Consider the following 12,671-nt stretch of genomic DNA (forward strand, 5'->3'; position numbering starts at 1 on the left):
ACCGATCGCAGCCGGTCTTGCCGATGATGCCCGGGGTGCCCGAACGCCGCAGCCACGACTATGTGCGCGCGGGCACCACCACGCTCTTCGCCGCCTTGGACACGGCGACCGGCAAGGTCATCGGCTCGCTCCACCGCCGCCACCGCGCGGTGGAGTTCAAGAAGTTCCTGCTCAAGCTCGACAAGGAAGTGCCGGCAGACCTCGAAGTCCACCTGATCCTCGACAACTACGTCACCCACAAGGTTCCGGCGGTGAAGACCTGGTTGGCCGCACACCCGCGCTTCCACCTGCACTTCACCCCGACCGGCTCGTCGTGGCTGAACCTGGTCGAGCGGTGGTTCGCCGAACTCACCACGAAGAAACTCCGCCGGGGCGTTCACCGCTCCGTCCAGGCCCTCGAACACGACATCCGGGCCTGGCTCGCCGACTGGAACGAGCACCCCCGGCCCTTCGTCTGGACAAAGACAGCCGACGAGATCCTCGACAAAGTCGCCGCCTACTGCCGACGAATCTCCGACTCAGGACACTAGCCCTCGGGGATCCGCCTCGGGAGCATGGCCCGCAAGACACTCGGCGCATCAGCAGGGTCGGCCAGCACGAGCGTGATGGCGGCGAGGGCAAGCACGTGCTGGGGCTGCCGAGGCCGTACGTAGTGAGCGGCTAGGCCACTACAGCCCCCGGGATGTGCAGAACATCAGTGCCCGGGTTAAGGAGGAGAGCTTCGGCGTCGACGCCGACGAGCTGATCACCAGGCTGTGGAGGCTCGCCGAGGCGGGCAAGCTGGCTCCCCCACTTCGGTGACACGACCCGCTTCGGGGCTCTTTAAGTCGATGTCCTGCGCCCGGGGCGGGGAAGCCCGTAGCCGAGGGCCTGGGCAAGCCGCCTCTCGCGGGTGGTTTGCCACGGGTCTCCCTGGGCTTGCCCAGGCGCTCAGGCTTGTCCGGCTGCCGGCTCCCACAGCGGCCGGGCACGGCCGGTCTCGTCGCAGTGGAAGCGCTGGCCGCCGCCGGGCGTGCTACGGGACCCGATGGTGCCGGCGGCCTGGCGCAGGAGCTGGGTGAGGCCGTGGATGTGGGCCGGGTGCAGGGCCAGTTCGTGCCGGGTGCCCACCACGATTTCCAACGCCTGCCCGGAAGAGCACGCCTGTCGTCCGGATTCAGGGCGGGCGCCAAATCCGCTACCAGGTCGTGCAGGTCGGCCGTGGTCTCTCCGCCTGCCAGCTCCACCCGCGCCCTACAGAGAAGTTTGATCCTCTGACGGAAGGAATTCAGGGCGCGATCATCTCACCTTCTTGTGCGATGTGAAATATCACATCGCACAAGGCACGTGGATGACCCGTCACGCACCGACGAAATACAAAGGAGAGCACGTCCCCATGAACCGCTTAGCCCTTCTCGCGGTCGGCGTTGCCGGCCTCACCGTTCTGGCCGCCGGCCCGGCCGCCGCTACCCCCGAGGCCGCCGCCGACCAGACCTTGACCACCTGCGGGAACTCGGGCCTCCAGGCAGGCCTGCTCACACGGCTGTGCGCGGACGTCACCGGTAACACGGTGCAGTTCTACGGCAGGGTCAGCCTCGCAGGGCCGCCCTCTCCCGGCAGCCCGACGCAGGCCACAAAGGAGCTGTCCACCACGCTGTCCGCCCAGGTCCTGGGCGCCGGCGCCCCGCCCCTCACGCAGGACAAGCCTGTCGTCTTCACCACCACGACGCTCGAGGTGCGCGGCCCGGCGAGCACCGTCCCCTGTGGCACCACGGTCCGCGGCACGTTCGGCGTGGCCTCCTTCCCCTGGACACCCCAGCCGGTCGTGCACGAGGTCACCCTCACCTGCTGACGCCCCGCCACCCGGCGGACTCGCCCCAGCGGGCGCCGACGCGGCCTCCACCCACACTGCCGCCACGCAACCGGCCCCGGGCCCGCTCCACACGGCAACCTGCCCCGCCCGGCTCTCACCTGGGCTGCTCCCTCTCACCGGAGGACAACCCTCGCCGCGAACGGCCTGCCGACGGGGGCGCGCCCCGCTCCCACGACACAAATTGCGAAGGCCGGCCTGGCGCCGCTGCGGGCGAGCCAGGTGAGCACCATGTCGGTCTGTAAACCCGGCCCGCACCTCTCCATGCGCACAGGTGGTTTCGCACTTGGCCCACGTGCACCGAGGGCATGTACAAGGCGCCCGGCCACAGCGATGATTCCTCTCCCCCACGGCACCGCTGTGGCCGCCACCCCAAAGCGGGCCCCAGGCGCCGACCCGTCGGGGCGGCCCCCGAGCCGGGCTAGCCGAGCCGACGCCCGCCCCGGCCGCCCACCTCCTGCCAGCAGACTTCACTCCCGGCCTGTGGAGCGGGTAGACGGACACGTCGCGCGGGCCCGCGCTGGATGCCAAATCAGCGTGACGGCCCGGCGCCCGGCACGCGCGGAGCTGTTGTGCCTGCCCTGATTCGTACCCGCATCGACTGTGAAGGTGCTGCTGCCCATGAGGTCGACCGCAACCGGGCACTCAGACAACGCAGCCAACCGGGGTGAGGTCGTTATCCATGACGGTGCTGCTCCAGGCGCAGGACAGCGGCCACGAGCCTCGCCATCTGGACACTCTGCGCTGGCACCGGCCGCGAGCTGGCCTCGGACAGGCCGGCCGGGGTGTACCCGGGGAAGCCCAGAACGCCCGCACCGAGCAGGTCCAGGATCTCCTCGGTGCACAGGTGGGCATGGTCGTGACCGTCCCCGTCCCGGACCAGCAGGTCGAAGACGTCATGCTCATGCGCGGCCGAACTCTGCCCCTGCGGCCCGGCACAGGCTCGCCTCCATGTTGACCAGCCCGCCACCGACCATCAGGTCAGTGGCTATGACCAGGTACCCGCCCTCCTTCGTCGGCCAGGCCCGCATCCGCACGTGCACGGGGCGGCCGTTCACGTGGGGGAAGCGCCAGGCATGGTCGTCACGCACCGGGGTCAGCTGAGCAAGGGAAAGGAGAACAAGATCAGCAACGATCGGTCCTCTCAACGGGGCACGTGCGTCGCCGATCACGCTTGCCAGCCGGCCACGAGGATCTCAGCGGGTCGGCTTGCAGCACGATGCCTGCGGTCCCGGCCCGCTGGCCCTCTCGGCCAGCTCCCTGTCGGAGAGCCTCCATGAGGCGGTGGACGGCCTGCTCGCTCCCGGGGTCGCCGTCGGTGTGGTGGTGGTCAGTACAGGCCCATTCGGCGGGCAGTGTTCTCTCCGTGCTGCATCCGCTGGTGGGCGCCGTCGCCTAGGGCGGTGAGCACGCCGGCGACGACTGTTTCGATGATGGCCAGGGTAGGGACGAGGCTGTCGTAGGGGGATGGTGCGGCGACCTGGCTCGGCAGTACTACCTGTGCGTGCGCTGCGGCGGGTGAGAGCCATACGTCGGTGAAGAGGATGACCTTGCCACCGTGTTCCTGGACGAGTTCGGCGATGGAGACCTTGTCCGGCTCGTAGCGCCGGTAGTCGAACAGGACGAAGACATCACGTCGGTTCACCGCTGCGAGCTGCGCGGTGCGTTCGACGTCGCGGTCTGGCAGGAACCGGACGTCGTCGCGTACCTGCATGAGGTGCAGGCCGAGGTATTGGGCGAAGAGGTTCGTGAAGCGGCCGCCGGCGAGGGTGATGCGGCGTTTGCCGTCGGAGAGCAGTGTGATCGCGTGTTCGAGATCGTGCGGGGGTAGTTCGGCGAGGGTCTGGGCCACGGCGGAGCTGAAGAGGTTGCTGCCGCGCTGGAGGAGGGAAAGGTCCTCGGCTCCGTCTTGGTTGCGGCCGTAGTCGGTTGCCTCGTAGAGGGAGAGGGGGGAGGCGTTGCGTTCGTCGAGCTCTGCGCGGAGCGCGGTCTGGAAGTCGGGGAAGCCTCGGTAGCCGAGTCGGTTGATGAAGCGCAGGACGGTGGGGGTGCTGACGGCGGCGCGTTCCGCGAGGACGGCCATGGTTTCGAAGCCGGCGGAGGGGTAGCCGGCGAGCAGCACCCGTGCGACTTTACGTTCGGCGGGGCTGGCGTCGCCCAGCTTGAGGCGGATCTCGTCGGCGAGCGTGCCAGGGGCCATGCGCGGGCTCTTCCTTCGTGTGTGTGGGTGCTGGGGCGGGTCAAGGTCGAGCTTAGTGTCGGGCCTCGCGGCTGGGGCCGGCCGGATCCCCCGGATTCCGCCGGCCCTGTCGCCCGGAGTGCGTCAGGGCGGAGTCACTCCGGTGCGACGGCTATCCGCAGGCCAGTGACGGTTTGCGCGGTGGCGCCGTCGCTGGTCCAGGCGGTGAATCCGGGTTGCTTGGTAAAGGTGACGGTGAATCGGGGGCCGCTCTCGAAGGTGCTGGCCGTGGTGGTGCGCTGGGTGCTGGCGGTCAGGGCGCGGGCGGTGTTCAGGAAGGAGTAGGGGACGCCGGCAGGGTTGGCCGGTGAGTAGAAGACGTCCGAGTTGACCGGTACCGGTGAGGCCGACAGCGGGATCAGCGGCCATTTGCCGTCGGCGGGCAGGATCTGCCATCGGTTCGGGTCGTAGCGGTCGCCGCTCGAGAGGTAGTTGTAGCGGGCGCCGGTCAGGGACCATCCGGCCGGCGAATTGCTGGTCCGGACTTGGCGCAGGTCGAGGACGGCGACACCCTGCGGACCCAGAACACGCAGTCGCTCGCGGGGGGTGTTGGGGTCATCGACGATGAGCGCGGTGTTCTCTTCCAGCGCGTACACACGGTCGTGTCCCGTGTCGGCGGCCAGTCGCAGGGCCCTGCCTTCGCGTCCGTTGGTGCCGGTGTGGGTGTCGATCAGTCCTGAGCGCAGGAAGCCGAAGCCGCCTTCGGGGAGGTATCCGAGGCGGGCGGGGTCGTCGAAGTAGCCGGGGCTGCTGCCGTCGCGGAGTGCTTCGTAGGAGTCGCCTCCAGTGACCATGTCGGCTCCGGCTGCGATCTGCGCTCCGGCGCTGGATCCGGATACGACGGCCCCGGCCTCGAGCTTGGCCCGGATGGCGGCGAGAACCTTGGAATCGGTGTGCGCGGAGCCGTGGAGCAGGGTGGTGACATAGCGGTACTGGTCGCCGCCGCCGAAGAAGAAGCCGGTCATCGAGTTGACCTGCCGCACGACCTCGTCGGAGTCGGCGTTGGCGATGTGGTCGAGGTCGACGGGGATCCACTGGGCGTCGGCGGCGCCGTGCTGCTTGAAGAGCCCGGCGTAGTAGGCGCCGTTGCAGGCGGAGTTGCTGCAGTTGGCAGGGTCGTTCGCGTCCGGGTCCTGGCTGGCGGGGATCGAGGCGGCGGTGAGGACACCCATGCGCGCTTTCGATCCACCCGCACGCTTGATGATCTCGCCGTAGATCTGCGTGTTGTCGGCCTTCAGGCCGCCGCCGATCAGGACGAGCGAGCCGCGGCCGCCGGCAGGTGCGGAGCTCTGTGCATGGGCGGAGGGGGCGAGGGTGAGAGCGACGATGAGAGCGGTGCTGCCCACCAGTGCGGTACGACGGGCTCCGGTCGGGACGGGCATGAGGGTTGTCTCCTGTGGGTGGGGTCGGGTGGTGGCCGGGACCGCAGCGGCGGGTGGCTGCTGCGGTCCCGGCGCGGGTCGGCAGCCCGGTGCGTGGTGGGAGGGGCTGCCGGAGTGGGGTCCCGCACCGGGCAATGGCGCGATCAAACCGGTACGGGACGTCTGGGGAAGGTCAGCCGGTGCGGCTGTCGCCGAGGTCGGCGATGAGTGAGGCCAGGAGCGCGACGCGGGCCGGGACGGTGGAGGTGTCCAGCCATTCCTCGGGGGTGTGGTCGGCTCCGCCTACGGGGCCGAGGCCGTCGAGGGTGGGCACGCCGAGGCCCGCGATGAAGTTGGCGTCCCCGACACCTCCGGTCGCAGCTGCTCCCAGGCTGATTCCAAGGCCGGCGGCCAGGTATCTGGCCTGGTCGAACATGCGGCGTGAGGAGGGTGTGTCCTCCATGGACGGGCACAGGTCCAGCTGCTCGACGGTCGCCGTGGTGCCGGCCACGGCGGGCCGTGCCGCGGCCGACTCGATCGCGGAGCGGGCTGCTGCGAGTCCGGCTGCGGTGGCCGAGCGGACCTCGACGCGCAGCTCGGCTTCCGGGCAGACGATGTTGGTGCGGCTGCCGGCCCGTACGACACCGACGTTGACGGTGACGTCGTCCCAGTGGCCGTTGAGGGACTGCAGGGCCACGACCAGGTGGGCGGCGGCCAGGGCAGCGTTCGCTCCGCGTTCCGGCTCGATGCCGGCGTGCGCGGCCCGGCCGGTGACGCTCACACGGAAGTCGGCCACGCCTTTGCGGGCGATGACCAGGTCGCCGTTCTCCCGGGCGCACTCCAGGGCGAGGGCGAAGTGGACGCCGCGGGCTGCTGCTTCGGTCATCGGGCGGCTCGCCGGAGAGCCGATCTCCTCGTCTGGGGTGGCGAGGAAGACGAGTTCTGCGTACTGGCTTGCCCGCGTCTCCTCCAGGATCTCCAGCGCGGTGATCCCGGCCAGCAGGCCCGCCTTGTCATCGCTGACACCGGGGCCGCGCGCCGTGTGGCCGTCGAGGTGAAAGGGCCTCGCTGCGGCAATACCGTCGTCGAAGACGGTGTCGAGGTGCGCGACGAGCAGGATGCGTCGTCCGCCCTGCTCGACCGGAAGGCTGCCCGCCTTGCGGGCGAGGATCATGTCGCCGACAGGGTGCCCGTGAGAGGAGGCGGGGGTGACGCGCTCGACGTCGAATCCGAGCCGGTGCAGCCGGTTCTGGGTCCAGTCGGCCATCTGGTTGACGCCGACGGGGCTGTAGGAGCCCGAGTCGATGGCCACCAGGGCAGCCAGGTCGGTCAGGTAGCCCTCCAGGCGGGCCTCGGCATGCGGGAGCAGCGGGTTGGTGTGCAGCTGTTCCCGTGAGGGGGTGGTCACAGGACCTTCGAGAGGAACGCGCGGGTGCGTTCCTGGCGGGGTTCGACGAGGACCTGGCGCGGGTCGCCGGATTCGACGACGACGCCGTCGTCCATGAAGACGGCGGTGTCGGCGACCTCGCGGGCAAAGCCGATTTCGTGGGTGACCACGACCATCGTCATGCCGTCGGCGGCGAGCCGGCGCATGACGTCCAGTACGTCTCCGACCAGTTCGGGGTCGAGCGCGGAGGTGGGTTCGTCGAAGAGCATCAGTTTGGGTTTCATCGCCAGGGCGCGGGCGATGGCGACGCGCTGCTGCTGCCCGCCGGAGAGCTGGGCCGGGTAGTGGCCCGCCCTGTCCCCGAGGCCCACCTGTTCCAGCAGATGGTGGGCCTCGTCCCTCGCCTGCGACTTGTCGGTCTTGCAGACGTTGACGGGGGCTTCCATGACGTTGTCCAGGGCGGTCATGTGAGGGAAGAGGTTGAAGCGCTGGAAGACCATGCCGATGTCGCGTCGTCTCTCGGCGACTTCCTTCTCACGCAGTTCGTGCAGCCTGGATCCGTTCTGGCGGTAGCCGACCAGGTCGCCGTCGACCGCCAGCTTGCCGCCGTCGACTCGGTCGAGGTGGTTGATGCAGCGCAGGAACGTCGACTTGCCCGAGCCGGAGGGACCCAGCAGACAGCACACCTGGCCGCGTTCGACGGTCAGGTCGATGCCCTTGAGGACTTCGAGTTTCGCGAAGTGCTTGCGCACGCCGTGGGCGTGGACCATGGGGACGCTCACGCACCCGCCTCCTTGGTGTTCTTCTTCGTGCGGGCAGACTGGGCCAGTGCACCGGCAAGCATCCGGCGCAGGGGCGAGGTGTGGCCGCATCGGTCGGTGCCGCGGCCGTAGCGGCGCTCCAGCCATGCCTGCGGGATGCTGAGCAGGGTGACCAGGCCCAGGTACCAGAGGCTGGCGACGACGAGCATGGGGATGACCTGGTAGTTCTGCGCGTACACGTCCTGGATGTTGGACATCAGGTCGTGCGCCGAGATGATCGACACCAGGGCGGTCATCTTCAGCATGTTGATCGTCTCGTTGCCCATCGGCGGGATGATCACCCGCATGGCCTGGGGCAGCACGATCCTGCGCATCGTCTGCGCGGGCCGCATACCCAGGGAGTGCGCGGCTTCGCTCTGGCCGGGGTCCACCGACTGGATGCCGGCCCTGACGATCTCCGAGGCATACGCGGCCTCGTTCAGCCCGAGGGCCAGCAGGGCTGCGACGGCCGGGGTGAGGAGGGAGTTCGTCTCGACCTGGAAGAAGGTGACGCTGGTGAACGGAATGCCGATCTTCACGTACTGGTAGAGGGCGGCGGCGTATCCCCAGAAGATGATCTGGACCAGCAGCGGGGTACCGCGGAAGAACCAGACGAACAGCGAGGACATCCCGTAGAGAACCGGGTTGGACGACAGCCGCATCACCGCGACCAGCGTGCCCAGAATGAGCCCGAGGGCCATCGCGGCCACGGTGAGCCACAGGGTGGTGACGAGTCCGGAGAAGATCAGGTCGGCGAACAGGAAGTGCCCGATGATCTCCCAGTGGAGATTGCTGTTCTTCGCCAGTGATCCGGCCACACCGATGAGTGCAGCAATGGCCGCGACGGCGGCGATCCAGCGGCCGTAGTGGCGCAGTGGCACGACGGTGAGCTGCTGGGGCGCGGGACGGTCGGTGTCCACGGGGACTGTGGTCGTGGTCATGTTTAGTCCACCGCCGCGTTCTTGGTGGCTTCCTTGACGGCGATGGAAGCAACCCCGTACTTGTCGAAGATCTTGGTGACGGTGCCGTCGTCGATCAGCGCCTGCAGGGCCTTCTGGATCGCGTCGCTGAGCTGGGGCAGCTTCTTGGAAACCGCGATCCCGTTCGGCGAAGCCCCGTAGCCGCCCGCGGCGGCCGGGTCGTCGACGACCTGGAAGGCGTTTCCGCCGTCAGCGGTCTTCGCGGTCCAACCCGCGGCGGGCTTGGTCTGCACCTGGGCGACGACCTTGCCCGAGCGCAGGGCGAGCTGCGCGTCGGAGTCCTTGGGGAAGGTCTGGATGTCGATCTCCCCCCTGCCCGCGGCCTTGCACTTGGCCTGGTGGTTCTTGAGGAGGTCGAGCTGGTTGGTCGCCGCCTGCACCGCGGCCTTCTTGCCACACAGGTCATCGAGGGTGGTGATCTTCTCAGGGTTGCCCTTGGCGACCATGATCCCGGAACCGGAGACGGAGTAGTCGACGAAGTCGACGACCGCCTGGCGCTCCTTGTTGTCGGTCATTGCCGACATCGCCGCGTCGAACTTGCCGGCCTGGATCGCGGGCACGATCCCGTCGAACTTCTGCGGCGCAAAATCGAACTTCACACCCAGCTTCGCCCCGAGCGCCTGCCCGAGGTCGTAGTCGAGCCCGGTGAGCTCCGGCTCGCCCTCGGCCACGAACATCTCGAACGGCGCGTAGGGCACGTCCGTGGCCACGCGCACGGTGCCCGACTTCTTGATCGCGTCCGGCAGTGCGTCGTGCAGCGCGGTGTCCTTCGTGACCGCCGCACCTGCGACGGTGATCTGCTCAACGCCAGCGGACTTGGCGGCGTCGGCGGAGTCCGAACAGGAAGTGAGCGTGGCCAGCGCGGTCGCGGCCGTCAACGCAATGATCAGGTTTCGGGACAGACAGGTGTTCATCAGGCGTATGCCTCTCCGGTCTTCGGGCCGACGGGGCGTTCGCCGTCGACTGCAACACCGAAATTACAGACCTGGTTCGATGATGGCTAGATGTATCGCTCGTTACATTGCAGTAACGGGGCACGGTTTGGACTGCAAGGCCCTCGCGGCCAAGCGATTGAGCGGCCTGAATCAACCGACCAGGGGAGAGGTGCTGCGTTTTGCGCGCTACAACTACCGTTCACTCAACTTGGCTTGTAAGTTCTGCTACTGCGCACCACCGCGACGGCGCAGCTCCCCCACGCGCCCCTCAGGGCATCGCCACGCCCTGCCCTCTGCAGATCCGCGCACCTCCCCCACCTCTCGGAGACTTCATGGACACACGATTCAGGCATGCCAAGCTGGCCTCGGCCGCCATGGCTCTGCTCACGCTGACCGGCGCACTCGCCTCCACCGGCAGCGCCGAAGCGGCCGGCACCCGCATACGCCTCGGCAGCCCTTCCGACGTCAGCCGCACCGCCTGGCAGGGCCCCGCCTTCACCATGAACGGCGACGGAAAGATCAACCCCGGATCCATGTCGGCCGCCATCGACGCCATCCGCGGCGGCACCGGCAGCCTCGACGTCGTCATCCTGGCCGGCTCCGCCCCCACCTCAGGCAGCGCCACCCCCGAATGCGACGCCGTCATGGCGCTGCCCGGCATCAACTCCTGTACCAGCTGGACCCTGACCGCCGCCTCCGACGGCAACAACAGCCAGGTCAACGCAGACATCCGCAACGCCGAGTTCGTGTACTTCGCTGGCGGGGACCAGTGCCGCTACGCCGCTTGGAAGGGCACCGCACTGGAAGCCTCCGTCGAATCCGTCGTCGCCAAGGGCGGCGGCTCGGGCGGCGGCAGCGCGGGCACCCACATCAACAGCCCCGTGGTCTACGACGCATGCCAGGGAAGCATCACCAGCGCCGAAGCCCTCGCCAACCCGTACGACAGCTACATCACCTTCACCACCGGCATGTTCGACTGGCCGAACTACGCTGGCGTCATCAACGACTCCCACTTCACGGCCCGCGACCGGATGGGCCGCACCATGGCCTTCGTCGCCCGCGCGATCAAGGACGGCCGGACCTCCGGCGGCAAGGCCTGGGGCGTCGGAGTCGAGGAAGGCAGCTCGCTGCTCCTCGACAGCAACGGCCAGGCCACCCTCTACGGCACCGAGGCCTTCATCGTGCTCGGCGACCACCAGCCCGAACAAGCCACCGCCGGCAAACCTCTGACGTTCTCCGGCTACAAGATCTGGCACCTCGGCCCCGGCCAGACCTACGACTTCAAGAACCGTCCCACCTGCGGCTACTACCTCCGCAACGTCACCGGCGGCGTCATCGACACCAACCCGTACAGCGGCACGCCGCAGACCACCTGCGGCACCCCGGGCGGCACAGTCCTCCTCGCCGAGGACGAAGCCAACGACACCCGGGCCACCGCCAACGACGCCACCGCCCTCACCTACCCCGCCTCCATTAGCGGCACCATGGCCTCCACCACCGACCGCGACTACTTCCGTGTCTCGCTGGCGGCCAACGAACGCCTCACCGTGCAGTGCGCCGTACCCGACGCCTACGACGCAGACCTCTACCTCCTCGACTCCAACGGCAGCACCCTCACCCGATCTGTCAACAACGGCCTGGGCGCCGACGAGTCACTCACCTTCACCAGAACCGCCGCGGGAAGCGCCACCTACCACCTCGAACTCGAGGCCTACCGCGGCTCGGGCACCCCCGCTTACACCTGCACCCTCACCAAGAACTGACACCAGCGCTGGACCGGCGTCAACCGGTCCAGCGCACGTGTCGCCGCGGAGGCCAGGGGGATGACCATCAGCGCGGCGAAGGTGGCCGCCAGGACTAGAGCGTGTTCGGCCCGGGAGACGACGGACGCCGATCAAGCAGAGGAACGGTCATGGCGGCGAAAATACCGCCCGCCGGCCAGCCGCCACCCGGCAATGGGCGAGACTGGCGCTATCGCGCCGCCACCCGCCGACCGGGGACCCCCGGGGACTCAATGGTGTGATCCTCCCGCAGGCGCGAGAACCACGGCCAGCTACTAGAGGTTCCTGGGGTATGAGCGACGAGAGCGTGATCACGATCGAGATCCGGGGCCAGGAGAAGGCCGCACTCGGAGCCGCGCAATGGATCTCCGCCCTGTTCTTGTCGTCCGGGCCGTGCCGGCTGCGCCGTACCCCGGTAAGTCAGAGGTACAGCTGCCGGTGTCCGCGGACGTCAGCCGGGATCCGGGCGACGGCGGGTACCTCGACCCTGACGAAGCTGAAGGAGCAGGCTCGCTTCTTCGGTGAATCCGGCCGCCCACACGAGTGAGTTGTCCCCCGGGGCCTGTCAGGGTGGGTGTCGGGCACGCTCCACCGGCCTTTGGCCCTGCCCCTGTTCACCGCGGCTCCGGCCGCACACTCCGCTCCCACCGCCACGCCGGCACCCGCGGCCGCCCTGGCCGCTGGCCCTGCCGGGCTGCGGGCTCCGCTACCGCTGTTCGAAGCCATCGACCGCCTGCCCGTCGCCGTCGAGCACCGCGAGGGCTACAAGCGGGACCTGTACAAGCACTGGAACAAAGGCCTGAACGCCGGAAGCGGCTGCGACACCCGCAAGGAGGTCATCCTCGCCGAAGCCGTGGAAGCGCCGCAGGTCGCGACCGGCTGCAAGCTGACCGGCGGATCCTGGCGCAGCACGTACGACGACGACATCGTCGTCACCGATGCGGCTCGCCTCGATGTAGACCATTTTGTTCCGTTTGGCGGAGGTTTTCGACTCGGAGCAGGTGCCGTGGCCGGCGGCGCGACGGGAGGCGTACGCGAACGACCAGGCCTCCCCTGACACGCTCATCGCGGTATCCGCCGCATCCAACCGGTCCAAGGCCGACAAGGACCCCGCCGAGTGGCTGCCGTCCGACGGCTCCTACCACTGCACCTACGCCGCAACCTGGGTCGGAACCAAGCTCCGCTGGGACCTGGCCGTCGACGAGAACGAGCGCCAGGCCTCCTCGGACTCGCCGAGGACTGCCCCACCACCACCGTCGTCTACGAACCCGCCGTGTGATATCCGAATGGTGGGGGCGGGGGACATCGCCGGCCGCCCCAATACACCCACGGATTTGGG

The 12,671-nt window shown here is 68.7% G+C and carries 11 protein-coding genes and 1 pseudogene; 4 read left to right on the forward strand and 8 right to left on the reverse strand.

What is annotated here, in order from left to right; genetic code table 11:
- On the forward strand, window positions 1-530 hold a 530-nt coding region (locus tag ACFYZS_RS39955), incomplete at its 5' end, for an IS630 family transposase (RefSeq protein WP_389024361.1).
- A 400-nt stretch (window positions 531-930) separates the two neighbouring features.
- On the opposite strand, the gene ACFYZS_RS39960 is transcribed toward ACFYZS_RS39955, so the two are convergent.
- Window positions 931-1,110, reverse strand: coding sequence for a hypothetical protein (locus ACFYZS_RS39960; RefSeq protein WP_389024364.1), 180 nt, complete (start codon window positions 1,108-1,110; stop codon window positions 931-933).
- A gap of 265 nt (window positions 1,111-1,375) precedes the next feature.
- Between ACFYZS_RS39960 and ACFYZS_RS39965 the strand changes: the two genes are divergently transcribed.
- Window positions 1,376-1,831: a hypothetical protein gene (locus ACFYZS_RS39965; RefSeq protein ID WP_385993041.1), complete on the forward strand. Its 456-nt coding sequence runs from the start codon at window positions 1,376-1,378 to the stop codon at window positions 1,829-1,831.
- Between the two features lie 920 nt (window positions 1,832-2,751).
- Here the strand turns inward: ACFYZS_RS39965 and ACFYZS_RS39970 are convergent.
- The 7 genes from ACFYZS_RS39970 to ACFYZS_RS40000 form a co-directional block, all read right to left on the reverse strand.
- Window positions 2,752-2,940, reverse strand: a complete 189-nt coding sequence (locus tag ACFYZS_RS39970; protein WP_376136951.1) for a hypothetical protein — start codon at window positions 2,938-2,940, stop codon at window positions 2,752-2,754.
- Window positions 2,941-3,179: 239 nt separating this feature from the next.
- Window positions 3,180-4,049: a MurR/RpiR family transcriptional regulator gene (locus ACFYZS_RS39975; protein WP_376136949.1), complete on the reverse strand. Its 870-nt coding sequence runs from the start codon at window positions 4,047-4,049 to the stop codon at window positions 3,180-3,182.
- Window positions 4,050-4,183: 134 nt separating this feature from the next.
- On the reverse strand, window positions 4,184-5,470 hold the full coding sequence (locus ACFYZS_RS39980) for a cyanophycinase (RefSeq protein WP_389024368.1): 1,287 nt from the start codon (window positions 5,468-5,470) through the stop codon (window positions 4,184-4,186).
- Between the two features lie 172 nt (window positions 5,471-5,642).
- Window positions 5,643-6,857 carry a M20/M25/M40 family metallo-hydrolase gene (locus ACFYZS_RS39985; protein ID WP_389024371.1) on the reverse strand — a complete coding sequence of 405 codons (1,215 nt, stop codon included), beginning with the start codon at window positions 6,855-6,857 and terminating at the stop codon, window positions 5,643-5,645.
- A complete protein-coding gene (locus ACFYZS_RS39990) occupies window positions 6,854-7,606 on the reverse strand; it encodes an amino acid ABC transporter ATP-binding protein (RefSeq protein ID WP_389024404.1) in 753 nt (250 codons plus the stop codon). Before ACFYZS_RS39990 ends, ACFYZS_RS39985 begins: the two co-directional genes overlap by 4 nt.
- Before the next feature lie 8 nt (window positions 7,607-7,614).
- The gene (locus ACFYZS_RS39995; RefSeq protein ID WP_389024374.1) at window positions 7,615-8,577 is read right to left on the reverse strand and encodes an amino acid ABC transporter permease; all 963 of its coding nucleotides are present in this window, start codon (window positions 8,575-8,577) and stop codon (window positions 7,615-7,617) included.
- Between the two features lie 2 nt (window positions 8,578-8,579).
- On the reverse strand, window positions 8,580-9,530 hold the full coding sequence (locus tag ACFYZS_RS40000; RefSeq protein WP_389024377.1) for an ABC transporter substrate-binding protein: 951 nt from the start codon (window positions 9,528-9,530) through the stop codon (window positions 8,580-8,582).
- A gap of 353 nt (window positions 9,531-9,883) precedes the next feature.
- Between ACFYZS_RS40000 and ACFYZS_RS40005 the strand changes: the two genes are divergently transcribed.
- Window positions 9,884-11,314 carry a pre-peptidase C-terminal domain-containing protein gene (locus ACFYZS_RS40005; RefSeq protein ID WP_389024380.1) on the forward strand — a complete coding sequence of 477 codons (1,431 nt, stop codon included), beginning with the start codon at window positions 9,884-9,886 and terminating at the stop codon, window positions 11,312-11,314.
- Window positions 11,315-11,936: 622 nt separating this feature from the next.
- Window positions 11,937-12,611: pseudogene (locus ACFYZS_RS40010) on the forward strand (HNH endonuclease family protein).
- Window positions 12,612-12,671: the final 60 nt, after the last annotated feature.

Origin of the sequence: Streptomyces sp. NPDC001903 (genome assembly GCF_042891345.1) — a bacterium.
In the GTDB taxonomy this organism is placed as follows: domain Bacteria; phylum Actinomycetota; class Actinomycetes; order Streptomycetales; family Streptomycetaceae; genus Streptomyces.

Coding starts and splice junctions, on each gene's coding strand:
- ACFYZS_RS40000 (WP_389024377.1), bottom strand. CDS start 9,530: ATGAACACCTGTCTGTCCCGAAACCTGATCATTGCGTTGACGGCCGCG.
- ACFYZS_RS39975 (WP_376136949.1), bottom strand. CDS start 4,049: ATGGCCCCTGGCACGCTCGCCGACGAGATCCGCCTCAAGCTGGGCGAC.
- ACFYZS_RS40005 (WP_389024380.1), top strand. CDS start 9,884: ATGGACACACGATTCAGGCATGCCAAGCTGGCCTCGGCCGCCATGGCT.
- ACFYZS_RS39965 (WP_385993041.1), top strand. CDS start 1,376: ATGAACCGCTTAGCCCTTCTCGCGGTCGGCGTTGCCGGCCTCACCGTT.
- ACFYZS_RS39990 (WP_389024404.1), bottom strand. CDS start 7,606: ATGGTCCACGCCCACGGCGTGCGCAAGCACTTCGCGAAACTCGAAGTC.
- ACFYZS_RS39980 (WP_389024368.1), bottom strand. CDS start 5,470: ATGCCCGTCCCGACCGGAGCCCGTCGTACCGCACTGGTGGGCAGCACC.
- ACFYZS_RS39995 (WP_389024374.1), bottom strand. CDS start 8,577: ATGACCACGACCACAGTCCCCGTGGACACCGACCGTCCCGCGCCCCAG.